This window comes from Collinsella stercoris DSM 13279 (assembly GCF_020735465.1).
Lineage (GTDB): Bacteria > Actinomycetota > Coriobacteriia > Coriobacteriales > Coriobacteriaceae > Collinsella > Collinsella stercoris.
In genome coordinates this window covers 2,317,468-2,341,837 of the sequence record NZ_CP085935.1, presented here as the reverse complement: position 1 = coordinate 2,341,837, position 24,370 = coordinate 2,317,468, and the positions used below count along the sequence as shown (strand labels likewise).

21 protein-coding genes, 1 tRNA gene and 1 other RNA gene are annotated in these 24,370 nt (G+C 60.9%); 5 read left to right on the top strand and 18 right to left on the bottom strand.

Translation table 11 applies throughout. The features are described 5' to 3' along the window. Positions 1 to 70 precede the first annotated feature (70 nt). From LK434_RS09925 to ffs, 4 genes are all read right to left on the bottom strand, one after another. Positions 71 to 1,333 carry an MFS transporter gene (locus LK434_RS09925; RefSeq protein WP_006720697.1) on the bottom strand — a complete coding sequence of 421 codons (1,263 nt, stop codon included), beginning with the start codon at positions 1,331 to 1,333 and terminating at the stop codon, positions 71 to 73. A gap of 517 nt (positions 1,334 to 1,850) precedes the next feature. Next, a complete protein-coding gene (locus tag LK434_RS09920) occupies positions 1,851 to 3,824 on the bottom strand; it encodes an ABC transporter ATP-binding protein (RefSeq protein WP_006720696.1) in 1,974 nt (657 codons plus the stop codon). Beyond that, positions 3,817 to 5,637: an ABC transporter ATP-binding protein gene (locus tag LK434_RS09915; RefSeq protein ID WP_006720695.1), complete on the bottom strand. Its 1,821-nt coding sequence runs from the start codon at positions 5,635 to 5,637 to the stop codon at positions 3,817 to 3,819. The genes LK434_RS09920 and LK434_RS09915 overlap by 8 nt, the downstream gene beginning before the upstream one ends. A gap of 213 nt (positions 5,638 to 5,850) precedes the next feature. Continuing rightward, an RNA gene (ffs, locus tag LK434_RS09910) (signal recognition particle sRNA small type) lies at positions 5,851 to 5,946 on the bottom strand. A gap of 203 nt (positions 5,947 to 6,149) precedes the next feature. Between ffs and LK434_RS09905 the strand changes: the two genes are divergently transcribed. Together LK434_RS09905 and LK434_RS09900 are read left to right on the top strand one after the other, a co-directional pair. Next, on the top strand, positions 6,150 to 6,437 hold the full coding sequence (locus tag LK434_RS09905; RefSeq protein WP_227917744.1) for a type II toxin-antitoxin system Phd/YefM family antitoxin: 288 nt from the start codon (positions 6,150 to 6,152) through the stop codon (positions 6,435 to 6,437). Next, a complete protein-coding gene (locus LK434_RS09900; protein WP_006720691.1) occupies positions 6,438 to 6,731 on the top strand; it encodes a hypothetical protein in 294 nt (97 codons plus the stop codon). On the opposite strand, the gene tadA is transcribed toward LK434_RS09900, so the two are convergent. From tadA to LK434_RS09885, 3 genes are all read right to left on the bottom strand, one after another. Beyond that, entirely contained in the window at positions 6,728 to 8,671 is a 1,944-nt protein-coding gene (gene tadA, locus LK434_RS09895; protein WP_006720690.1) for a tRNA adenosine(34) deaminase TadA, read from the bottom strand. The genes LK434_RS09900 and tadA overlap by 4 nt on opposite strands. Positions 8,672 to 8,738: 67 nt before the next feature. Next, positions 8,739 to 8,828, bottom strand: a tRNA-Ser gene (locus tag LK434_RS09890). A gap of 24 nt (positions 8,829 to 8,852) precedes the next feature. Beyond that, positions 8,853 to 9,446, bottom strand: a complete 594-nt coding sequence (locus LK434_RS09885; protein ID WP_006720689.1) for a TetR/AcrR family transcriptional regulator — start codon at positions 9,444 to 9,446, stop codon at positions 8,853 to 8,855. Between the two features lie 233 nt (positions 9,447 to 9,679). Here LK434_RS09885 and LK434_RS09880 point away from each other — a divergent pair, with 233 nt between their 5' ends. Together LK434_RS09880 and LK434_RS09875 are read left to right on the top strand one after the other, a co-directional pair. Beyond that, the gene (locus LK434_RS09880; protein ID WP_006720688.1) at positions 9,680 to 10,231 is read left to right on the top strand and encodes a LemA family protein; all 552 of its coding nucleotides are present in this window, start codon (positions 9,680 to 9,682) and stop codon (positions 10,229 to 10,231) included. 185 nt (positions 10,232 to 10,416) lie between these two features. After that, positions 10,417 to 12,528, top strand: coding sequence for an acyltransferase family protein (locus tag LK434_RS09875; protein WP_040360888.1), 2,112 nt, complete (start codon positions 10,417 to 10,419; stop codon positions 12,526 to 12,528). 75 nt (positions 12,529 to 12,603) lie between these two features. On the opposite strand, the gene LK434_RS09870 is transcribed toward LK434_RS09875, so the two are convergent. The 11 genes from LK434_RS09870 to LK434_RS09820 form a co-directional block, all read right to left on the bottom strand. Beyond that, entirely contained in the window at positions 12,604 to 13,029 is a 426-nt protein-coding gene (locus LK434_RS09870; protein WP_006720686.1) for a type II toxin-antitoxin system VapC family toxin, read from the bottom strand. After that, positions 13,022 to 13,312, bottom strand: coding sequence for a type II toxin-antitoxin system Phd/YefM family antitoxin (locus tag LK434_RS09865; RefSeq protein WP_006720685.1), 291 nt, complete (start codon positions 13,310 to 13,312; stop codon positions 13,022 to 13,024). The genes LK434_RS09870 and LK434_RS09865 overlap by 8 nt, the downstream gene beginning before the upstream one ends. A 178-nt stretch (positions 13,313 to 13,490) precedes the next feature. Further along, positions 13,491 to 14,732, bottom strand: a complete 1,242-nt coding sequence (locus LK434_RS09860; protein ID WP_006720684.1) for an Nramp family divalent metal transporter — start codon at positions 14,730 to 14,732, stop codon at positions 13,491 to 13,493. 12 nt (positions 14,733 to 14,744) lie between these two features. Beyond that, entirely contained in the window at positions 14,745 to 16,637 is a 1,893-nt protein-coding gene (locus tag LK434_RS09855; protein ID WP_006720683.1) for a magnesium transporter, read from the bottom strand. A 361-nt stretch (positions 16,638 to 16,998) separates the two neighbouring features. Continuing rightward, positions 16,999 to 17,811 (bottom strand): MurR/RpiR family transcriptional regulator, encoded by an 813-nt coding sequence (locus LK434_RS09850; protein WP_006720682.1) that lies wholly within the window; start codon positions 17,809 to 17,811, stop codon positions 16,999 to 17,001. A 137-nt stretch (positions 17,812 to 17,948) separates the two neighbouring features. Continuing rightward, positions 17,949 to 18,767, bottom strand: a complete 819-nt coding sequence (locus LK434_RS09845; protein ID WP_006720681.1) for a PTS system mannose/fructose/sorbose family transporter subunit IID — start codon at positions 18,765 to 18,767, stop codon at positions 17,949 to 17,951. Positions 18,768 to 18,769: 2 nt separating this feature from the next. Further along, a complete protein-coding gene (locus LK434_RS09840) occupies positions 18,770 to 19,531 on the bottom strand; it encodes a PTS mannose/fructose/sorbose/N-acetylgalactosamine transporter subunit IIC (protein WP_006720680.1) in 762 nt (253 codons plus the stop codon). A 33-nt stretch (positions 19,532 to 19,564) separates the two neighbouring features. Beyond that, positions 19,565 to 20,050, bottom strand: a complete 486-nt coding sequence (locus LK434_RS09835; RefSeq protein WP_006720679.1) for a PTS system mannose/fructose/N-acetylgalactosamine-transporter subunit IIB — start codon at positions 20,048 to 20,050, stop codon at positions 19,565 to 19,567. Positions 20,051 to 20,101: 51 nt separating this feature from the next. Further along, positions 20,102 to 21,313, bottom strand: a complete 1,212-nt coding sequence (locus tag LK434_RS09830; RefSeq protein ID WP_198002271.1) for a MalY/PatB family protein — start codon at positions 21,311 to 21,313, stop codon at positions 20,102 to 20,104. Then, positions 21,288 to 22,016: an N-acetylmannosamine-6-phosphate 2-epimerase gene (locus LK434_RS09825; protein ID WP_040360884.1), complete on the bottom strand. Its 729-nt coding sequence runs from the start codon at positions 22,014 to 22,016 to the stop codon at positions 21,288 to 21,290. The genes LK434_RS09830 and LK434_RS09825 overlap by 26 nt, the downstream gene beginning before the upstream one ends. Before the next feature lie 11 nt (positions 22,017 to 22,027). After that, positions 22,028 to 22,771 carry a sugar isomerase domain-containing protein gene (locus LK434_RS09820; RefSeq protein ID WP_006720676.1) on the bottom strand — a complete coding sequence of 248 codons (744 nt, stop codon included), beginning with the start codon at positions 22,769 to 22,771 and terminating at the stop codon, positions 22,028 to 22,030. A 254-nt stretch (positions 22,772 to 23,025) separates the two neighbouring features. Here LK434_RS09820 and LK434_RS09815 point away from each other — a divergent pair, with 254 nt between their 5' ends. Beyond that, the gene (locus LK434_RS09815; RefSeq protein ID WP_006720674.1) at positions 23,026 to 24,324 is read left to right on the top strand and encodes an RNA-binding domain-containing protein; all 1,299 of its coding nucleotides are present in this window, start codon (positions 23,026 to 23,028) and stop codon (positions 24,322 to 24,324) included. Positions 24,325 to 24,370 lie beyond the last annotated feature (46 nt).

The window sequence follows — 24,370 nt, the reverse complement described above, 5'->3', positions numbered from 1 at the left end:
TCCGCAAGGTGGTATGGTCGCCCGAGCGACGACGGGCGTGAGCCGCGCGTCGCGGGATGCGGGCCGGCGCCTAGGCGTGCGCCTCCTGCATTCGGGAGAGCTTTACTAGCATGACCAAGCCCACAACAAGCAAGATCCCGATGGAAAGCACTCCTAAAGAAGGATCGTGCGTGAGCGAGGTCACGACAGATACTAGCAGAGTTCCCATAACGGAGGCGTAACGGCCAAAGATGTCGAAGAAGCCGTAATACTCGTTGGCGCGGTCCTTGGGAATCAGACGGCCAAAGTAGCTGCGCGAAAGCGCCTGCACGCCGCCCTGGAACATGCCCACGAGCACCGCGAGAATCCAAAACTCCACGGCGGACTTGAGGAAGAACGCGGCGAACAGCACAATGCCCACGTACGCGGCGACCGCCACGATGATCATGCGCAGCGTGCCCACGCGCCCGGCAAGCTTGCCGTAGATGATGGCGGAGGGAAACGCCACGAACTGCGTGACGAGCAGGGCGAGCACGAGCTGGGTGGAGTCGATGCCCAGCGCGGCGCCGTAGCTCGTGGCCATGGAGATAACGGTGTGCACGCCGTCGATATAGAAGAAGAACGCGACCATGAACACCAGCAGCACGCGGTCGTGCAGGATGCTGCGCATGGTGTCGAGCAGGCCCTTGAACGTGTTGGCGATGTTGCGCATGACGCCGTCCGCACCCTCGTCGCGCTCCTTGCCATAGCGCTGCTTGTAGGTGCGCAGCAGCGGAATGGTAAAGGCGAGCCACCACGCGGCGGTGATGATGAAGCACAGGCGCGTGCAGGTGAGGGTATCGAGGCCGAGGATGCTCGGACCGCCAAAGATGAGCGCGATGCAGGCGATGAACGGGATGGTGGAGCCCACATACCCCCAGGCAAAGCCCGAGCTGGACACCGCATCCATGCGCTCATCGGTGGTGACGTCGGTGAGCATGGCGTCGTAGAACGTCATCGACGAGTTGAGGCCGATGGTGCACAGGACGTAGACCACCAAGAACGGCAACGCGCCCATGGGAATCGCCTCGACCAGGCACAGGATGAGACCGGTGAAGAAGAACCCGGTAAAGAACTTGATCTTGTTGCCTGCGTAGTCGGCAAGCGAACCCAAGATGGGCATGAGCAGCGCCACCACGAGCGATGCGACGGTCTGTGCGTTGGCCCAGGCGGCAACGAGCTCCGCCGGATGGGCGCCGGTGTTGATGGCGTTGAAGTAGATGGGCACCACCGCCGTGTTCAGCAGGACGAGAGCGGAGTTGCCCACATCGTACATGACCCAGTTGCGCTCGAGTTTTGTGTATTTGAGTGCCATGGCGGCCTTCCGTTCCCCTCGCGGCCGCGCGCATGCTCGGCCTACATGCCTAGATAGGAAAATGATACGGTAGCTCAGGAGCCACGCGGGTCAAGATTCCCTCAAGCACCGGTAAAGGGTGTGCAACGGGAGTCATATGGCGAGCGCGGGGCGTGGGGCGTGAGGTCCCGCGGACATCCGAATTTTGCAGGTTTTCACCTCATTAAAGTTCGTGTTTTGCAGGTTTTAGCCGTTCTATTGTCCTGATTTTGCAGATTTCGCAGGTAGAGCTCATACTTTTTAGAGAGCGCCACTCACGGCGGCCACAGTTGCGCAAATCCGCGAAAGCAAGGCAGGGCGCCCGCAATAAAACGGTCCCGCGTTGGCGCGCTGCTGCATAAATCCCTTGCTGTAAATTCCTATACCTGCAGCTGCATTTAACTTGGTATCGGCCATCGGCAAAAACGCAGGTGGATTGACGGCTGAAAATCAACAGATATGCACCGCTGTCGTTGACATTTTACTGCAAGGGATTTTTTCAGCACGTCGTCGCGAACTGGCTGTTGTAAAGCTCGGCGTAGAAGCCGCCGGCGGCGAGGAGCCCGTCGTGCGTGCCACGCTCGACGATGCGCCCGTCGCGCATGACCAAGATGCAGTCCGCCTCGCGGATGGTGCTCAGGCGGTGCGCCACCACAAAGCTCGTGCGGCCCCGCATAAGATCATCGAACGCAGCCTGGACCTGGAGCTCGGTACGCGTGTCGATGCTGCTGGTGGCCTCATCCAGCAGCAAGATCTCGGGGTCCGCGAGCATGACGCGCGCGATGCACAGCAGCTGACGCTGACCCTGCGAGAGCGACCCTCCGTTCTCGGGCAGAACCGTGTCGTAGCCTGCGGGGAGCGCACGGATGAACGCGTCTGCGCGGGCGCGACGGGCGGCGTCCTCCACCTGCTCGCGCGAGGCTCCCGGGCAGCCGTAGGCGATGTTGTCGTGTACCGACCCCTCGAACAGCCAGCTCTCTTGCAGCACCATGCCGAACGCGCGGCGAAGGTCCTCGCGCGCATACGCCGTGGTGGGCTTGCCGTTTACGCGGATCTCGCCCGCGTCGACATCGTAAAAGCGCAGCAGCAGGTTGATGAGGGTGGTCTTGCCGCAGCCCGTGGGACCCACGAGCGCCATGCGCATGCCGGGACGGGCGTGCAGGCAGATGCCCTGCAGCAGTGGGTGTCCAGGCACGTAGGAAAAGTCCACGTGATCGAAGACGACGTCGCCGACGAGCGGGCCGGCGGGAGATGCGCCGCCAAGGGCAGGTGCATCCAACTCGATGCAAGGAGCGGAGCCGCACGTGAGGCCCGTCGCAGCCCCGTCATCCGCGCGGGGGGCGATGGGCGAAACGGCCGTCGGCGCCTCCCCCGCGCCGTCCTCAGGGGCGTCGAGCAGGGCGAATACGCGACGAGCAGAGGCGAACGCGCCCTGGATCTGCGTCACCACGCCCGAGATCTCGTTGAACGGCTTGGTGTATTGGTTTGCATACGACAGGAACACCTGCACGTCGCCCACGGTGAGCACGGCGGGAAACCCCGTGACGACGCCCACAAATCCCGCGACCGCCACCACCGCGTACATGCAGTTGTTGACGAACCGCGTGCCCGGGTTCGCGAGCGAGCTCAAAAACTGCGCGCGCTCGCCCGCGGTGTAGAGCTCGCGGTTGATGTGCGCAAAGCCCTCCCGCGCACGGTCCCCATAGGCAAAGGAGCTCACCAGGCGCTGCGCCCCCACGTACTCCTCGACATAGGCGGACAGCTCGCCCTGGATGCCCATCTGCGCGGCAAAGCTCCGCCCTGCAAACCGGGCCATCGCGCCCGCCGCGAGCACGGCAAACGGCGTGACGAGCACCACGAGGAACGCCATGGGAACCGAGGTCGTGAACATGAAGACGAGGGTGGCCGCGATGGTCACCACGCCGTTGAACAGCTGCGTTAGGCCCTGGAGCAGGCCGTCGCCCACCTGGTCGACGTCGTTGACCACGCGCGAGATGTAGTCGCCGTGCGGATGGCGGTCGATAAGCGAGAGTGGCACGCACGTGAGCTTGTCATACGCCTCGGTCCGCAGGTCGCGCACGGTCGCACAGGACAGGCGATTCACGCACGCGCCCTGCACCCACTGCAAGGCGGCGGCCGCGAGGACCGTCGCGGCGAGCTGGACGAGCAGAGGGATCAGGGACGCCAGGTCGACGCGGCCCGCACCCACGATGAGGTCGATGGCGCAGCCGATGAGGATGGGCACGAAGAGCTGCAGGACAACCGAGAGCGCGGCGCATGCAAAGGACGCCGTGAACAGCCCTGCATGGGGGCGCACGTAGGTGAAGATGCGGCGCGCTACCTCCCGGGCGCCCATGGATTCCCGCTGCCGATCGCCACCGCGCGGATCGTGAAAGTCGTTGAGGTTGTCGTTTCCCGAAACGGTCGCCGTGATGGTGGAGGCACCGGCGGTCGAGGCGTATGGATTAGGCATGCGCGGCCACCCCCTTCCCCGCCGCGAGCGCGGCGGGCTTTTGGTACAGCTGGGACTCGGCGATCTCGCGGTAGACCGCGCATGTCGCCATGAGCTCCTCGTGCGTGCCCACACCGACCGCGCGGCCGTGACGCATCACGCAGACGAGGTCGGCATCGCTCACCGAAGACACCCGCTGGCTCACCACCACCGTCGTCATGCCCCCGCAGGACCCGGACGCACCGAGCGCGCGAACCGCCTTGCGGAGCGCGGCGTCGGTCCTGTAATCGAGCGCTGAGGCTGAGTCATCCATGACGAGCAGCGCCGGGTCGCCCACCAGGGCGCGAGCGATGGTCAAGCGCTGGCGCTGCCCGCCCGAGAAGTTCTTGCCCCCGGCCTCGACGGGGGCATCCAGCCCCTCCGGCAGGGCGCGCACAAAATCCGCCGCTTGGGCGACCTCCAGTGCGCGCCACAGGTCGTCATCGGCCGCCAAAGGGTCGCGCCAAAGCAAGTTCGAGCGAACGGTGCCGCTTACCAGCTCCGCTTTTTGAGGGACAAAGCCGAAGGCACGGCGGAGGTTTTCCACTGGCCAGGTGCGCACATCGCGGCCGCAGATCTCGACTGATCCGCGCGTGACGTCGTACAAGCGCGGCAGAAGGCTCACCAACGTGGACTTGCCAGAGCCCGTGCCGCCGATCACGCCGAGCGTGCCGCCGCGCGGAACCTCGAGCGTCACATCGTGCACCGCATCCTCCGCGCTGCCGGGATAGGCAAACGACGCGCCGCACAGACGGATCGCCGGGGCATTCAGGTCGATATCGGCCGTAAGCGGATCGCCCGCAGAGCCCGAGCCACGCCCAACGTCTTGCTCGGCAACGTCGCGAATGGTCGGCTCGCACGCAAGCACCTCCACGATGCGATCGGCGCTCGCGCTCGCCTTGGTGAACACGACCACGAGATTGGCCACGTACACGATGGCGAGCAGGGTCTGCGTCATGTAGTTCACGAACGCCATGACCTGCCCCTGCGTAAGGGCACCCGCCTCGACCTGAAAGCCGCCCACCCACAGGATGGCGCACACGGCGAGGTTCATGACGAGGAACGTCGCCGGGTTGAGCACGCAGGACAGACGCCCCACGGCGATCGCGGTGTCCGCTTGGTCGAATGCTGCACGGGCAAAGCGACCTCGCTCGTGTTCCTCGCGCACGAACGCGCGGACGACGCGCGCGCCGGACAGCCCCTCGCGCGTGATCAGCCCGATCTGGTCGAGCTGCCGCTGCATGCGCCTAAAGTACGGGATGCAGCGCGCCATGACGAACCAGAAGATCGCGCCGATGAGCGGTGTAGATACCAGGAAGATCAGACCGAGCTTCACATCGATGAGCAGGGCCGCCACCATGGAACCCAGGGCCAGGAGCGGAAAGCGCGTGAGTTGGCGGATCGCCAGGGCGATGGCGAGCTGCACCTGATTGACGTCGTTGGTGATGCGCGTGATGAGCGACGGCGTGCCAAATCGGTCGAGCTCGGCAAAGGAGAATGCGTTGATGTGGGCGAACAGCGCGTCGCGCATGCTGGTGCCCAGTCCCTGCGAGGCACGGGCGGCCATTTTTTGGCAGACGAGCGTGGAGGCGAAGCCCGCGAGCGCCATGATCACGAGCAGGGCGCCGTACATCAAGAGGGCCTCGACGTTGCGCTCACCCACGCCGCGGTCGATCATGAGCGTGACGACGAGGGGCGAAAGCAAGTCGAACACGACCTCGATGAGCTTGCTCGCCGGACCGAGCGTGAGCTCGCGACGAAAGGGTCGGCCAAACCGTTTGAGCAGTTCGATCATACGGGACTATCCCAATCCATCGGGCCGTTCGCGCGCGAACAACGCCCTCTGACACCAAAACGGTCACATTGTACTCTTGTCAGCGCGCCGCGGCGGATAGCGGTACGGCATGTCTGCACGTGCAGGCCGGTGATCGAGCGCACCTTGGGGACGTCGCCCCATGAGCCGAGGAAGCCTCAAGGAAAGGCCATCGAAACGGAAAAACGCCCCGTGCGCTCGATGGGAACGGGTGCCCGGCAGAGGCTCCTTATGGCTGCTTCCTTCCGGACCTGACCAGGTTCGGAACATATCGTCACCCGAACCCATCGAACGCGCAAGGCGTGTTTGACTATAGTAGCCGCTTATCGCACGCACGTCCAGCATGAACATCCTCAGAGTTTCATATGCCAAAAGGCCAGCGCATGCGGGCGAAAAGAAGCCCGCGAGATACAGAAGGCGTGAGATTTCTACTCCCGTCAGTTCCTGTATTACATATAATCTTATGTAATACAGGAACGTTCTAAGGAATGGCTATGCCCCACATGGAGCCCATCAGCGAGATGCAACGTAATAGCGCCTCGCTCACCGAGCGTGCAACACAGACAAAAGAACCTATCTACCTCACCAAACACGGAAAGGCCTCCGTGGTGCTTATCGACGCCGAGGAATTCGACCGCCGCATGAGCTACCGCGACGCGATCATCGAACGTGAACAGGACCGTTACGCCGGAATCATGCAAGGGCACAGCCAGATTGCCCAAGGCGATGGTGTGCCCCTTGGCACCGCCCTCAGGCAGCTCGAAGAGACTTGGGGGATGTAATTGGATGAGTTTCGGGTAATCCTTGCGCCCTCCGTGATTGAAAAGCTCGCAACTTTAACCAACCGAGACGACCAACGTCGCGTGCGCAAACGCCTCCTCGCACTTGCGACAGCCCCGCATTTTGGCATGGTGTACGACCCAATTTACGATGCCGCCCGACCCGATCACGAAGTGTTGGTGACCTACGCCGGCCACATCGGCATCTACTACACCTGTGACGATGCAAATCGCACCGTTTGCATCGAATATGTAGAAGACACGCGCCGCGACCCGCTAGGGCGCTTTGGGGATTAGCAGCCCAAGCTCATGATCCTGCCGAGGGTCTCGCCCGTGGCGATGAGGTTGGCGCGTGTCTGAACGGCGCTAAGCGCCTGCCCCAGCGTTTGCGGACCCATCTCGATGGGCAAGACGACGTCGACGCCCGCGGCGTACACGCGCTCGAGGTTCTCGGCTCGCGAACCGCACACCGCATACACAGGCACATCCGGGCGCACGCGCTTGGTCCGACGCGCCACGCCAGCGGGCACCTTGCCCTCTGCCGTCTGCGCATCAACAGAACCCTCACCCGTAACGACGACGCACGCCCCACGTACCAGTTCGTCGAACTGAACAAGGTCGAGCAGCGCATCCGCACCCGGCGTCAATTCCGCCCCCAAAGCCAGAAAAGCCGCACCCAAGCCGCCAGCCGCCCCAGCACCCGGCACCCCCGCAAGCGACTTGGGGCGCGCACCGGCAACGGCAACCTGCAGCTCCGTGCCATCAAGCGCATCACGTGCGTCAGTGAGCTTTGCGCCGTACGCCGCCATCCATCGGTCATATTCCGCAAGCAGCGCCGCGCGCTCGTCCGCGGACACATCTGCCCCCAACCCTTTTTGCGGACCGAACATCCGAACGGAACCGCGCGCTCCCACGAGCGGGCTCTTCACATCGGTCAACACCTTGAGAGCGACGCCCGCAAGCCGTTCGCGGACAAAAGCCACATCGATCGACGCGACATCCCGCAATCCGGCAAGGCCCGGACGCACCTCGTTACCAGCTCTATCGAGCACGCGAGCACCCAGCGCCTGCAGCATCCCCGCACCGCCGTCAGTTGTGGCACTTCCGCCCAATCCAACATAGAGCGTCTTTGCGCCCGCCTCAATCGCCGCGCACATGAGCTCGCCAACGCCACGCGTGCTTGCCGCAAGGGCCGCCTCGTGCGTGCAGGGGGAGGCGTCTATCCCCGCAGCCTGCGCCATCTCGATGACCGCGCAGAGTCTCCCCTCCCCATCGGGCGCAAGCAAAAAAGACGCCGCATGCGAACCCTCGATGGGCGCAGGAACCATGACCAGCCGGACCTCGCCCCCGAGCGCCGAGTGAAACGCCTCCAACGTCCCCTCGCCACCGTCGGCAACGGGAACGGGCACGCACGCAAGATCGGAACACGCGGCACGAGCACCCTGGGCGAGCCACTCCTCTACCTGGGAGCTCGTAGCCGAGCCCTTGAACGAGTCGATAGCGAGAAGCATGCAGCCAGCGTGCGGTGCCCGTCCCCGACGAAGTGCGCGCACGGACCCCGGCACTGAACCGCCGTTGGAGCGGGAAGCGGCCATTGGCCTGGAGCCTCGACGTTGAAGGTCGCCCTCATCAACGCGCGGCGCCTCCAGCTCCACCCCAACGGGCGGCACCTCCAGCCCGGCCTCAACGGCGACATATCCGGCGTCGGCGGAATCGGCAGCGAGGGCACCGGCAACCGGCGCTGCGCCATCTGCCCTAGATCCGAGGCCGCGCCCAGCGCGCAGCTCTTGGAAAAAGGCTCGCAGAACGGCAGCACACTCGTCCTCCAGCACGCCGGGCGTCACGTCGAATGCATGGTTGAGACGCTCGTCACAGCTCACGTCGTACAGCGTTCCCACCGCGCCGCCCTTGGGGTCGTACGCGCCGAACACGCACCGGTCGATGCGAGCGTTCACCATTAAGCCGGCGCACATCAGGCAGGGCTCGAGCGTGACGTACACCGTGCAACCGGTCAGGCGCCATCGGCCCAGCGCTCGGGACGCCTCCATCATCGCCGCGAACTCCGCATGGGCCGACGGGTCCTCATCCGCTTCGCGACGGTTATGGGCGCGAGCGATCACGCGGCCCTCATGCACGACGACGGCACCGATGGGCACCTCGCCAATCGAGGCCGCGGCGCGCGCCTCCTCGAGGGCCATGCTCATAAAGCGCTCGTCCACCGCGCGATTGTCCACCATGCGATCTGCCCCGCTTCCCTATAAGAAAAAAAGCGAGTCGCAGCAACGACTCGCCCATCTCGCAAACTGGCGGAGAGAGAGGGATTCGAACCCTCGGGACACTTGCATGCCCAACGGTTTTCAAGACCGCCGCATTCAACCGCTCTGCCATCTCTCCGCGTGCCTGGCTATCATACCATCCCTACGGCCTCAGCACGCGCGCGACCATCGTCTCGGCAACGGTAATCAGTTCCACCTTGCTCTCGACGCTGTGCCCGCGCTCCCACCATTTCTCAAACAGCTGCACGATGCCGCCCGCCACGAACTCCGACGCCGCCGCGATCGTCACCGCGTCCTCGCCGTTCGCGCGGAACGTATCGCGATACCGCTCGCGCAGCGTCTCGGCAATGCGATCGGCCATCATGAGGACCATCATCCCACTCATCGAGCTCTCAAAGATGTTCTCGACCATCTTCTCGTGCTCGAGCATGAAGTCGACGAAGGCCCGCAGGATCGCCAGGCCCTCTTCCTCGTCTCCCGCGCCGCTCGCGGCGTCCTCGCCCCGTGCGGCGGCCGTCTGTTGCTCGCCGTAGTTGGTGATCTCGATGCGCAGGCTGTCCACAAAGAAGCTGAAGAACTCCGCCTTGTCCGCAAAATGCTTGTAAAACGTCGTGCGACGGATCATCGCCTCGTCGCACAGCATCGCCACGGTCACGTCCTCGTACCGGTGCGTCTCGAGCAACCTGGTAAATGCGGCGAGCAGTGAGCGGTACGTTTTTTGAATGCGCAGGTCCACACCAATCCCCTACCCTCTATATTACGCTCGTTCGCTATCGCGCATTTGAGCATACTGAGATAGATATCTTATATTTGTCTCTTATCTTAGTTCCTGTCGAGAAAATGGCAACCTTCGCAGCTGGGCCTCCGGTAAACGGCGCGGCCCGTCCATGCTTGACCGCCGGTGCGCATGGGTATACTTGTCCTCAACGGCAACGGGGCGCCAGATGCCCCATCAGAAATGGAGCTCGCATGATTCCGCTCATCATAGGCATCGTCGTCATCGTCGCCATTGCCATGGCGATCGCCGGCATCTACAACAACCTCGTCACCCTGCGCAATCGCGTCGACAACGCCTGGCAAAACATCGACACGCAGCTCCAACGCCGCAACGACCTCATCCCCAACGTGGTCGAGACGGTCAAGGGCTACGCCGCGCACGAGCAGGAGACCCTCGACGCCGTCACCGCCGCCCGCACCGCCGCGACCTCCGCGGTGACGCCCGACGAGAAAATGGCCGCCGACAACGTGCTCACCGGCGCCCTGCGTCAGCTGCTCATGGTTGCCGAGGCCTACCCCGACCTCAAGGCGAACACCAACTTCATCCAACTCCAGGCCACGCTCCAGGAGACCGAGGACAAGATCTCCTACGCCCGCCAAAGCTACAACGACTGCGTACTCAACTACAACAACGGCATTCAGACCTTCCCCGGCAACATCTTCGCCGGCATATTCCAGTTCAAGCCACGCACCGGCTTTGAGGCCGCAGAGGCAGCGCGCGAGGCTCCGCAGGTCAAGTTCTAAACAACCGCGCATCCCCCGCTCGCTCGACGCCCTGCAGGCCCGGTGCTTGCAGGGCGTTTTGCATACGATGCGACGGGTCGCCGCCCGCTTACAGAAACGTCACCGCATGCATAAACGCCGCACACGGCAACACGCTACAGTCGGCCTTGACCGCAAACACAGCAAACTTGAAAAGAGACGCGCCCTTGGTCACCCAGCCCACCAAACGACACCGCAACCGCTATATCCCCGCACTCGACGGCATCCGCACGCTGGCGGTGGCGGCAGTCATTTTGTATCACCTCGTCCCCTCGCTCGCCCCCGGCGGCATGCAGGGCGTCACGGTGTTCTTTGTGCTGTCGGGCTTTCTCATCACGCACCTGCTGCTCGAGGAGCACGCCGGCACCGGCCGCATCGACCTCAAGGGCTTTTGGCACCGCCGACTCAAGCGCCTCGTGCCCGCCGTCGTCGCCGTCATCGTGGTCACGGCGGCGCTGTGCACGGGCCTCAACCACGTCATGCTCACCAAGATGCGGCCCGATATCATCCCCTCGGCGCTCTTTGTGAACAACTGGTGGCAGATTTTTAACCAGCAGTCCTACTTCAACGCCGTGGGCGATCCCTCCCCGCTCACGCATTTTTGGTCGCTCGCCATCGAGATGCAGTTTTACCTGGTGTGGCCCGTCGCCCTCATGATCGCGCTGAACGCGGGGCAGGGCAGGCGGCGCATCAGGCGCGCGACCTTCGCCCTCGCGTGCGTCTCCGCGCTGGAGATGGCGCTGCTCTACAACCCCGCCGTGGACCCGAGCCGCGTGTACTACGGAACGGACACGCGCGCCTTCTCGCTGCTCCTGGGCGCCTGGCTCGCCCTTATTCCCCATGCCGACCTTGCGGGCGCCACCCGCAGGGCCCTCTCGCGCGCCCTGCCCGCGCTGCGGCACACCCTGGATGCGCAGGGGCGCCAGCTGGGCCTGAGCGGGCAAAACAGCGACCAGCAGGGCTCCCCAACTCACGCACCCGCCCATGAAGATCCGTCCGCGCATCATGCGACGCCCCTTCATAACCAAAACGGCACAGCAGGATCGAGCTTGAGCGCAAGCGCCGCATCGGACCTCATGGGCGTCGTCGGCCTGTTGGGGACTCTCGCCCTCATGGCGTTCACGAACGGCTACAGCGCCTTCCCCTACCGTGGCGGCATCCTGCTCGCGTCGATATTCGCCGTCATGCTCGTGGCCGCCTGCGCGCAACCGGAGAGTCGATTGGCGCGCATCTTTGCCTGGAAGCCCCTGGTGTGGCTCGGGCAGCGCTCCTACGGCATCTATCTGTGGCATTATCCGCTGCTGCTCTTGATGAACCCCGCGAGCGACGTGAGCGCCAAGCCGTGGTGGGTCTACGCCCTGCAAATCGCGGTGGTCGTCGCGGTTGCGGAGGCCTCGTACCGTTGGATCGAGACGCCGTTTCGCCATGGGGCCTTTGGCGCCCTTCTGCACCGCGTCAAACACGAACGTGACACGATCCCGACGTGGGCCAAGGGGCATCTGCCCGCGCTGGCGTTGACGGGCGTCGCATGCCTCGTGGCGCTCGGCGGCATCATATTCGTGCCCGCCACGTCCGCGCTGAGCGAGGAGGGCGCGGCCCTTCTGCAAGGAAACGGCAGCAACGCGGACGATGCGTCCGCCGGGGACTCGTCTGCAGATTCCGACTCCAACAAGGGGGCGGACATCCCCGAAGGCGCATACGACATCACCATGATCGGCGACTCCGTGTCGCTGCGCGCCGTCGACACCTTTAACCAAACGTTCCCGCACGGGTATATCGACGCCGCCATGAACCGCCAATTCACCGCGGGCATCGACATCTACCGCACGCTCGTCGACCAAGGGCAGGCGGGGCGCGTCGCCGTGTTCGCCCTGGGCACCAACGGACCGTTTTCCGGCGGTGACGTTGACGAGCTCATGAAGGTCGCCGGCAAGAACCGCATCGTGGTCTTTGTGAACAACCGCGCCGCGCGCCCATGGTGCGAGCCCAACAACCAAACGCTCTCAGACGCCGCCGGGCGCTACAAGAACGTGCACATCATCGATTGGTTTGGCGCGAGCGCCAACCGCAACGAGCTGTTCGATGGCGACGGCATCCATCTCTCCGACGCAGGGGCCGCCGAGTACGTCTCGCTCATCGATCGCGAGGTTCGCATGTTCCTGCCCATCCACTTGGACGACGATGACGACCCCCGCCTCAAGACGGCCCAAAGCGTGCTCGACGCGCTCAAAGCCGCATGCACGCTCGACCTCAAGCCCGTCAGGCCAACAGAATCGTAGGAGAGGGGGCGGGATGCCGCCCAAGAACCCATGCAGCGGGCTACGCCCCACATCGTCGCAATCGGGAACCACCCCCTATTCCATTGCAAACCGCTCTAGGTACGTTTTTGCATCCACGCTGGGAACCACCGAGCCTCGATACGCGTCCACATCGCGCGTCATGATCGCACGGGCGCCGATGCCCTCCGCCGTCACGCGGACAATGGCATCCTCATAATCGGGCTCATCGCTCTCGAACGCCGCCATGGCGATGGGAACGGTCAGCTCCTCCAAGTCGACGATCTCCGTGAACTCCCGCAAGCGGGTGCGGACCAACTTCTCGTTGCGATACTGCCGGCACATGATGTAATACGCATCTTTGATGTTCGCCAGCAAGACAACCGGCGAGCACCCCGGCTCCTCATATATCGCCTCAAGCGCGTCCACCGCATCGCGATGACACGGCCTTTTGGCGCATAGGTAATCCAAGATGATATTGGTGTCGAGCACGACCTTAGCCAAAGCGCCTCACCCGCTCCCGATTGAGCAGCTCTCGATCGGACACCGATGGGTCCCATGTCGGCTCCTCTGCAAGGTCCTGTTCAACCGAAGCGGTGAGCGCGCGGAAGCGCTCCAAGCGCGCCCTGCGCTCAAGGGACTCCGGATCGGCAGGCGCGATGACCACCCACGGCGTATTGTTTTTCATGACAGTCAGGGGACTTCCAGAGGCGTTGACCTGTGCCGCCAGAGCACTGAACCGGTTCTTTGCCTCACGGACCCCAACAGCGGTTAGAGAAGTAGACATAGCGACCTCCTTTGTAGCCACATCATATCATACTGTGGCTACAAAGGAGGAACCTAGTCGGCGCAGGGCGCCCGTTGAACAGGGAGGCAACGACAGGCGGGATGTTGAACGGGCGTCCAACAGGAGCACGGGACATCGCCCCGAACCCGTGCGGAAAGCCGGGTCGTCCGGCGCCCGGCTAATACCCCAGCGCCTGTAGGACGAACATCACCACGGTTAGCACGGTGATGAGCACGATGGTCGCCCAGGTGAGCACGTCCCACAGGCGACTGTTCTTGTAACGGCCCATGATGTGCTTGTCCCCGGCGATAAAGACGAGGAACACGAGCAGGATGGGCAGCAGCACGCCGTTGATGACCTGCGCGCTCATCATGATCTGGAACAGGTCCACGCCCGGCATGATCACGAGCGCAGCGGAGGCCACGATGATCACCGTGATGATCGTGCGGTACACGGGGGCCTCGCTCCAATTGCGGTCGGCGCCGCGCTCCCAACCAAATGCCTCGCAGATCGCGCTCGACGTCACGCCCGGCAGTACGCACGCGGCCAAGAAGCTCGCCGCCACCAAACCGGCGGCGAACAGCACGGTGGCGAACTCGCCGGCGATGGGCTCGAGCGCCAGGGCGGCGTCGGCGGCGTCGGCCACCTGGATGCCCGCCGGATAGAGCACCGCGCCCGTCGTGATGATGATGAACCACGCGATGGCGCAGGCGATCACCGAGCCGGTGGTGGTGTCGATGCGCTGCAGCACGATGTCGGACTCGTCGGCGTTCTTGTCCACCACGTTGTTCTGCGCCAAAAAGATCATCCACGGCGCGATGGTGGTGCCGATGGTCGCCACCAAAAGCGACACGTAGCCCGGCTCGGGAATCAAGTGCGGCGTCACCGTGGAGGCGGCCACCGCGCCCCAGTCGGGGCCGGCCAGGAAGGCCGCGACCACGTAGGTCACGAATACGCAGCTCACAAGCAGCAGGATCTTCTCGATGCGCCTAAAGCTGCCGCTCATGGTGAGCAGCCAGATGAGCAGGCCCATCAGCGGCACGGACACCGTCTTGGGGATGCCGAACAGCGCCAGGCCACTCGCGATGCCCGCGAACTCCGAGATGGTGACCGCCGTGTTGGCGATGAGCAGCGCAATCATGGCGAGCGCGGTTTTGCGCACGCCGAACTTCTCGCGGATGAGCGAGGCGAAGCCCTTGCCCGTCACGCAGCCGCAGCGCGCGGCCGTTTCCTGCACCACGATGAGCAGCAACGCCATCACGGGCAGCATCCACAGCGTGGCGTATCCGTAGCTCGCGCCCGCGCTCGAATAGGTGGCGATGCCGCCGGCGTCGTTGCCGGAGAGCGCCGCCAGCAGCCCCGGACCCATCGCGCCCAGCACCGCCGCGACCGTCAGTTTCTTCTTTGTCGATTGCTCCATGACCCCATCACCTTACAGAAGCGGCATGGAGCCGAGGATCGTGTAGGCAAGGGCGGACAACAGCACCGCCGCAAAGGTCAGTGAGGTGCCCGAGACGCTCTGGTCCTTCTCGTCGCTGCGAAACAGGATGTAGAAGTAGACCACTGCGCTCGCATACGTGGCGGCGATCACCATCGCCGCGCTCTTAAAACACGCGAGCAGCGTCTTGGCCGCCCAGGGATTGGCCTCGGCGAACAGCGTCGTTGCCATGAGCTCGCCGCACAGGAACACCACGCCGGCAAGCACCACGCCAATGAAGGTCGTCTTGATAAAGAAGCCGAGGTAGGGCTTGGGCTCATCGTCGCGCTCGTCGTACTCGAGATAGCTGTTCTTAACAAAGGACACCATGCGCATCGAGGCCATGAGCACGACCGGCATGATGGAGATAGGCATGAGCGCCATGAGACCTTGGCTCGTGATCATGTCGCGCGCGCCCTCGATCCCCATGTCCTGGTACGTGAGATCGATGTTGGAGAGCGGCGACACCACGATGGCCGCGATGGCGCACGCGGCGATGGCCCACACCACGACCCAGTACTGACGCTGGGCAAACCAGGTGAACGCATGGGTGGACTCGCCGGCGTTGCTCTCTCCCACCGAGACGCCCGCGATCTGCAGGTCCTCGGCATGCTCCTCGGCGATGACGTCAAGCGCGTCGTCGACCGTGACGATGCCCAGGATATGGCGGTTCTCGTCGCACACGGGGATGGCCACGAGGTCGTACTTGGTCATCTCGTCGGCCACGAGCTCCTGGTCCAGGTCGGGGGCGACCCACACCACATCGCGGAACGCCAAGTCCTTCAGGCGCGCATCGTGCTCGGCCACCACGAGCGAGCGCATGGAGAGCACGCCCGTGAGCGCGCCCTCGGCATCGGTGGTGTACACGTAGTAGATGCTCTCGAAGTCCTCATCCAGGCCGCGCAGCGCGTCGATGGCATCCTGGACCGTCGCCGTGGCGGGCAGCGCCACGAACTCGTTGGTCATGATGCGGCCGGCGGTGTCCTCCTCGTAACCCAGCAGGTTACGAATGGCCTTCTCCTCCTTGACGCCCATGAGGCGCAGGAGCTTCTCGGCCTTCTCGTAGTCGAGCTCCTCGATGAGGGCCGCCGCGTCGTCGGGGTCCATGGTGGCGAGCATCGTGGACGCCTCGCGGTCGGACAGGCCCTCGAGCATCTCGGTCATGAGCTCGTCGTCGTCGAGCTCGGTGATGGCCTCGGCCGCCTGCTCGGTGTCGAGCTGGGCGAACACCTGCGTGCGCAGGCGCGGATCGAGCTGCTCGATGATGTCGGCGATGTCGGCCGGATGCAGCTCGGAGAGCGTCTTGTGCGATACGGAGAGCTTGATCTGCTTGGTGGAGCGCTCCAGCAGGTCCATGTAAGACCAGGCGATGATATCCTCGGGCAACTGCTTGCCGAGCATCTTGGCAACGCGCGCGCTCACGCGCTCGAGCAGCGGGTGGATGGCGCGGAGCAGGCCGCGGGCGCCCACCTCGGCGCCGAGCAGGCGCAGCTGGTTGTCGCCCGTGGCGGAAAGCTTGATGTCGTTGACGCGCACGACCTTCATGCCCTGCGTGTCCACGATCTGCTTGTTCATGATGTCGCGGGCCAGCAGGACCTCATCGGGCTGCAGGTAGGAGAAGCGAATGTCGGTGGCGGGGTACTTGAGGTACACGCCGTCCTCGTCAAAACGCTCCACGTACTTGCGCCAGCTGATCATGAACGGGGTCTTGCCCGGGCCTTGGAACGCCAGGGCGGTCACACGGGGAAAGACCTCGCCCGTGGCGATGCCGAGGTCGTTCACGATGCCGATCTTCTCGCCCGCCGAGTCCACGACGGGGAGCCTGAGCATCTCGGATAAATAATTCATAGCGCTCCTTCAAGCTGCGGATGCACCCCGTACGGGCACCCGCGCGCGGCATTCGGCCACGCCATGGGGCGCTCGCAGGGGTCAGCGACTGTATGGTCGGGGTTTAGGTTTCACCTCAGGCCTTTCTCGTGACCCTCTTAAATAAAATGAGCGGCCGCGCCAACATCGCGACCGCCCCTCATCATAACAGTACCAGCGTCGTCCTATCGAAATTGCGCCTGGCTCGCACGAAAATCACCATCACCAGCCTGACCGACCCGACCTGCCCTCCACGCCGGCTTTATTCGCCAGCCCTCATCGACAAAGGGGGCGCTACCCTATACGGACGAACAGGCAATTAGCGAATTACACAGACTTGTTTTTAATTAACCATTTTGTTGATAATCGACCGCGCAATTCGCTTTTTCGATCGAGCCGCCTCCGCGCTGAACCTTAACGCATACTCGCTAGTAATTAAATCCAAAATGTATAGCTGCGAAACTACCGTTGAAAACGCACCGGCATTGATATAGTTGGGCTTCCCGAAGCTCAGCAACACGTAATCCGCCAGCTCTGCCAATGTCGAACGCAGATAGCTAGTAATGGCAACAACTTTCGCACCGGATTCCTTTGCCAGCGAGACCGCCTCGATAAGATCTATGGTCTCCCCCGATATCGAAACCGCCACAATAAGGCTGTTTTCATCGCACAGACTTGCTTGCATATTCTGCGCATGCGCCTCCGTTATGGCTTTAGTCCTTTTCCCGAAACGAAACAAGCGAGACTCGCCCATCGACGCCGACAATCCGCTCATGCCTATTCCAAAAAAGAAAACTTCGGAAGCCGCTCCCGCCAAATCAACTACATCCGATATGTCCTTCGAGGAAACCATGGAATCGGTCATCTTGATGCTCGATATGAGGATGTCCTTTATTTCACCGGAGTTCTCTCGTGCCGCTGTATGCTCTTCGTTCTCGACAGAAAGCAAAAATTTAAGCTCTGTGAATCCTCCCAACCCCAATTTGCGACAAAATCTCACGATCGTTGCCTCTCCAACACCCAGCTCGCGGGACAAGTCACCGAGAAGGTATTGTTCGACCCCATCTTCTCTATGATCGAGGATGAATCGCGCAATTATCGTTTCTGTTTTGGTGAAGGAAGGTAGGCACGATTCAATCTTTCCGATGATGGACATGCGAGCTCCCCCTTCTCTAGATCTCGGGCACCACTAGTTTATGACAGTTGTACCGTCTGACATTTGAGTCGCTGGCAAACGGGCGAAAACAGGCGGCAGGGGCAATATGCCCCGACCGCCTGCTACTCCCACATGCTTTACACCACGACAATGAGACCGGTAAGGCCCGCCACAATCGCTATGACGATGAACACAACGAACACCCGAGTGATCTTCCAGGCTTTCTTATCAAGAAGCCACCAGGCGAGCAAAGTGAGCGCGAGGGGGAACAAGCCGGGCATGATGCTGTCGAGAATGCCCTGCAGCGTATATTCAACGCCTGCAGCCGTATACGAAAGACCAGAAGTTGCGCTGACATACTGCGCGGAAATCGCACCTACGATAACCAGACCGACGATATTTGCAGCACGCGTCAGCAAATCTTTGCGACCGCCCTTAAACAGCATCTCACTCGCGTTAATGCCGAGTTTATAGCCACGGGAGAACAGCAGCCACGACAGGGGCAGAATCACGGCAAGCCATACGGCCGTATAGAAGATTGGACCGGCAGGGCTACCGGTTCCCGACGATAAGCCCATGGCGATCGACAGCAAAATCGGCCGAAGCGTTCCGCCGAGCAGAGAGTCGCCCATTCCCGCAAATGGTCCCATAAGAGCAGTCTTGGTGCTCTGGATCAGCTCGTCAGGGATGTCTTCGCCCTCGGCACGCTTCTCCTCCATGCCCAAAACAACACCCGGGACAATAGCCCCCATGACTTCTTCGGTATTGAAGAACTGTGTATGGCGCATCATGAGGGCCTTTTGCTCCTCGGGATCGTCATACAGCTTCTTGGCGACGAGCCCCATCATGCGTGCAAACGCGGGAGCCATCATGCGCTCCATGTTCTGGCAACCCAATGAGAACGTTATCCAGTTGACGTAACACTTGCGAACATCGGATTTCGAGAGCTTTGCCATGTCTATTCGACCTCCTTGGACTTATTGGAACCGAGATAATCGACATAGGCGATAAATGCAGCAACAAACGTGATGGCAACGATCGGCATCTTCAGAACGGCCATGAGGATGAATCCCACGACGAAAAAGAGCAGTTCGATGTTCTTCTTGAGCGTAAACTTGATCAGCAAACCGAAGCCAACGGCAGGCAGAATTCCACCGAGGACCTGGAACACCGTGCCCAACCATTCGGGAATCAGGGCGATCAACGTCGGAACATAATCGGCACCAAAGTAGCATGCCAGGAAAATAGGAACAAAGCGAACGATGAACTCGGAGATGTTCGAGTAAATAGGAATACGAGTAGCGTGCTTGAGCTTGCCCTCAGAAATCCACTTCTCCTGAAGATGCACGAACACTGCGTTGAACGTCGCGACGCTGTAAATCGCCGCAACACCGAGCAGGCTCAGGGGAACCGAAATGCCCACAGCATATTCAGGAGAAGCGCCTGCCGCCAATGCCAGCGGGATGCCGATATACGACGCGAAGTTCACGTCACCCGGAACTGACATGCCAGGGGTGACGAGCCCTACATACAGCGCCTGAATCGCCGCGCCGATGAGAATGCCGTTCGTCACATCTCCCATAATCACACCGATGATCGCACCGGCGACAATCGGCCGACCGATAAGATTCCACCCGCCGACCGTTCCGAAGAGGAACGTTCCGTAAATGGATCCCAGGTAACCGAACAACGCGATAAGCAGCGCTTGAATCAAAGACATGGTAACTCCCTTCTATTGCGCTCCCCACATTGGCTACTGCTTGACCTCAGACCACTCGACTTCCTTCTCTCCCGGGACTTGCTGGAAAAAAACGCGGACCCCGAAGTCGCTCAAGCCTTCACAGGCTTGCTCTTCTGCCTGCAAAAGGAAGGAGAAATACGTGACCTTTCTTGTTCCCGCCCGATTGCTCATCGGGCCAATATCGAGGGATTTTGGAAGCGAGTCCGTCCGTTTCTGAAGATCAAGGACGACAACGGGATCCTTCACCAATACAAGCGTCGAGGATTCATCTGCGGAGGCTCGTTCGATAAGTTCAATTGCTTCCCCGGAAGCCGGATCGACCAACGACAACTTCACCGTCGAGGGAACTGACATTTTATAAACGTTCTCCATGATGGGATTTGCCGCGGTAAACGCATCGGCGAGAATGATTTGGTCGACCTTGTAGTCATTCAGAACGCGAACGATGCACTGTCCGTGGATAAGTCGGTCATCGCACCTCAACAAAACAATGCTCATTTCTTTCCCTTCTTCTTTTGAATGGACACAGGACGGTAATCACATTCGGCTTCACAGCCTCCCACATCGCTCCCTTCTCCACGACGCGATACGCTCCAACGCGCTCGTGAGGACGCGTTGCGGACAGGCAAAATTCAAGCGAGCCCACTCGCTGCAATATGGCGAGAAGTCGGTACCGTCGTTCAAAACGACACGAGCCTCGTGCGCAAGGTGAGTCGCGACGTTCTCAACCTCAGGAAAATTCAGCCAGTAAAAATACGTTCCCTCGGGTCGATAAGCTTGGATTGACTCCCTGTTTGCTTCGACAAACCTCGTCACAATGTCGCGATTATCGCCAAGATATTGCAAGAGCCCCTCTTGCCATGACCCGGATTGCACATATGCCGCTTTAAGCGCTTCCATGGCAAACAGGTTGATGCTATTGATGCCAACCGTCTTTGCCCGGCCAACGAAACGTCGATTCATGTCTTGGTTGAAAATGAGAGCGGCGGAAATCTTGATTCCCGCCAGATTGAACGCCTTGGTAGGAGCCACGCAAAAGACCCCATGGTCTCGGACATATTGACTGGCAGTCGCAATTGAGGAGAATTTGGAATCTCCGTAGACAAAATCGCTGTGAATCTCATCCGAAATCACGATCAGCTGATGGCGCTCACACAGGGCCGCCAAGGACTCGAGCTCTCCGTGCGTGAAAACACGACCAGTAGGGTTGTGCGGATTGCACAAGATGAACGCCCTGCATTGCGCCGCGGCGTGATCCATCCCGTCGAAATCAATTTCATAGGCATCTTTGCCCTGGATCATATCAACAAACACCGGCTTGCGACCAAGGGACTCGACCGTCGTAACAAAGGGGCGATAACACGGCCGCATAATCAAAACGCAATCCCCGGGATTGGTGAAAATCTCCAACGCCCCCGCGATTGAGTACATGACACCCGTAGACAGAACGACGTCACTTGGCTTAACGCCCTGATGGGACGAGTCGAACCGCTCCGCAAAGAGGCGCTGGTACTCCGGGCCTCTATCGGTGTAGCCATAAATTGGATGTTCCGCGCGTTTTATGAGAGCGCGTGAGATTTCCACACTTGTGGGCAAATCCATATCGGCCAGCCATAACGGGAAGGAACAGCTATCTCCAAAACCCAAATTATCGTATCGACTCCATTTTGTTGCTTCGGTTCCGGATCGATCTATTTCCCTATCGAAATACGCTTTGTCGTACCTCATCGGCAATTCACCCCGCAACACCAGTCGGAACATGCATATGCGCCGTCAGATATTGGGTCGTCTTCATCGGATTGGTAATCGCTGAACCAATGCTCACCATATCCGCCCCACACTGCCAAGCTCGATCTAGCTGACGGAGATTCCAAATCCGCCCCTCGGCATTCACCAACAAACCGGTCCGCCGCTTCAACGCGCTAATCAACTCGTAATCTGGTTCCATCTCAGATCGTTCCCGCGTTTCGGTCGTATATCCCGACAAGGTGGAGGCGAGAATATCGAAGCCCATTTCGGCACATGCGATTCCTTCTTCAATCGTTGCAAGATCGGCCATGAGCACCAGATCGGGATACCGCCTTTTGAGCTCCTTGACAATCTCTTCAAGTCGCTCGCCTTGTTGGCGCTCTCGCAGCGTCCCGTCCATCGCCAGAACATCACAACCCGCCTCGACAACTGCGATAGCGGACTCAAGCGTCGGCGTAATATACACGCTTTCGAAAGCATCGTGTGCATCGGTTGGCATCACCTTGTTTATCCCGATGATGGGCTTGGCGCAAAATGGTCGAACTGCTCTGATCGTTTCCGGCCAACAAAGCCTGATCGCTCCTGCACCACCCTCGAGAACGCACCTGGACATAATCGCCATGTTATCAACACCATGCAGGGGATTGTCCTCATATGCCTGGCACGACACGACAAGCTGCCCCCTGAGCGCCTCGATCGTCTGATCTTTCCTCATCGTCATCAGCCTTAATACAGTCGCGTGTACATTGAGAACAGCTCGTCGTTGACATGCTCTGTGCCTTGGCTGTTGAGGCTCACGAACACCGGAGGCTCTCCTCCCGCCTCTACGATAAGTTGAGCGGAAAGTACGCTAATCGCCTGCACGATGAAAGCATTTGCCATTGAAGAGGTCGGACACATTGCCGTGCGAACACCTTCTATCTCCATGCACGCATCGCCGGGAACCCCACAGTTGTCAATCACAACGTCCGCGACATCCAGTAGATGCTTACCAGACGGATCGCGAGATGTCGTCGCGTCGGAATGGGCACGACTCGTTATTGCCACCACTGACGCTCCGCGCTCTTTTGCTTTCAAAGCAAGCTCAACAGGATAGGCGTTTCGTCCCGAATTCGACGCAATCAATACGACATCGCCTTCCGCGATGCGATACAAGTCGGCGAGAATTGAGGCATATCCAGAAAGCCGCTCGATATAGGAGCTCTTGGTCGGATGCTCAGTAAGCGTCAGTTCACCAGTAAGGATGGGCTTCACAAATGCCAAGCCTCCGGCGCGACCATAAAACTCTTCGGCAACCGTATGGGAGTGGCCAGAGCCGCTGACAAAGAAGGACTTTTGATTCATGAAGCTGTCTGCAACCAATTTCGCCGCTGCGATGATGGAAGCTTGCTGAGTGTCCTGTATTTGATTGATGACACTCTTCCCATGATTGAAAACTTTACTGCATTCGACTTCGTACGACCATTGCATGGAGCCACCGCCTAACTCAGACCGATTTGCCTTTATACTCCATATATTTCAAATTAAATGGAGTAATCTCCACGTCTTTATAATATTCATCAGTGGAGTTTTCTCCGTTATGAATCAAGCGGCATCGGTGGACGGTAGCTTTTTACAGGTATTCGTAATGAGGGGAGTTTTCTTTCTAACCATTCTAATCATTCTAATCACCTGACTGGTTAGAATGATTAGAATGGTTAGAAAGATTAGAGAGGTGCACGTGTATGAACGACTACGTGGAGAGCGGACAGGTTGAGTTCAAGCGATCCGTCTGTGCCGGGGTAATCAAAACGATCATCGCCTTCGCCAACACCGAGGGCGGTGACCTCTACATCGGAATCGCGGACGACGGCGAGGTCGTCGGGGTCGAAAACCTTGACGATGAGCTCACCAGGCTCTCGAGCATGATGCGCGACTCGATCAGGCCGGACATCCTCATGCACTGCTCCGTCCGCCCAGATATGACCGACGGCAAGAACATCATCCGCGTTCACGTGGAGCGGGGCACAAAGCGCCCGTACTACCTCGCCTCGAAGGGCCCTCGGCCGGAGGGCGTCTTTATCCGAAGCGGCGCTGCAACACTCCCCTCTAGCGAGTCCTCCATCCTCCATATGATCCGGCAGTCGGAGCAGGATTCCTTCGAGTCGCGCCTGTCGCTCGTACAGGACCTCACGTTCGAATACGCCTCCGCGGAGTTCGGCCGCAAGGGCCTCCCCATTGGGACCGACGAGCTAAGAACGCTCGGGGCGAGGACCCCAACCGGCACTTACACCAACCTGGGCCTCCTCCTCTCCGATCAATGTCCGCCGACCATCAAAGCGGCGCTGTTCTCCGACGACGAGCGGACGACATTCACCTCGCGCGAGGAATACTCGGGATCGATCCTCAAACAGCTCTCAGACGCCTACGGATTCTTGGAGCGGAATAACCACTACCGGACGGCTTTCGACGGCCTGGAGCGCATCGACCATCACGACGTGCCGCCTATCGCATTGCGCGAGGCGCTGGTCAACTCGGTGGCGCACCGCGAATACGCGCTCTCCGGCCCCACGCTCGTCTCGGTCATGCCGAGCGAAATCGAGATCGTGTCTCTGGGAGGACTCCCGCTGGGAATCGAATACCCGGACTTGAGCGCCCACATCTCCATGCCGAGGAACAAGCTCCTTTCCAACGTCCTGTTCCGCCTGGAGCTCATCGAGGCATACGGGACCGGCATCGGGCGCATGCGCGGCAGCTATGTCGGTAGTGGGCTTACGCCCTCGATCCTCGTCACTGCGAACACCTTCACTGTCGAGCTTCCTAACCGCAACGTGCCACGCGCCGGGATGGTGGTCGAGAGCGATCCCGTCGCAGATGCCTGTTCGGTCCTGAACGACGGTGCGCCTCGATCGAGGAGGGAGATCCAAGACGCCCTCGGCGTTTCCCAGTCAACGGCGACCCGGCTTCTTAATGATTTGGAGGCGGAGGGGCGCGTGCGAAGAATCGGCGGTGGAAAGAACACCCGCTACACAATCTCACGCTGAGGTACCGCCGCAAACGTACCGAGACCCCTTCGAGGGAGAAGGAATC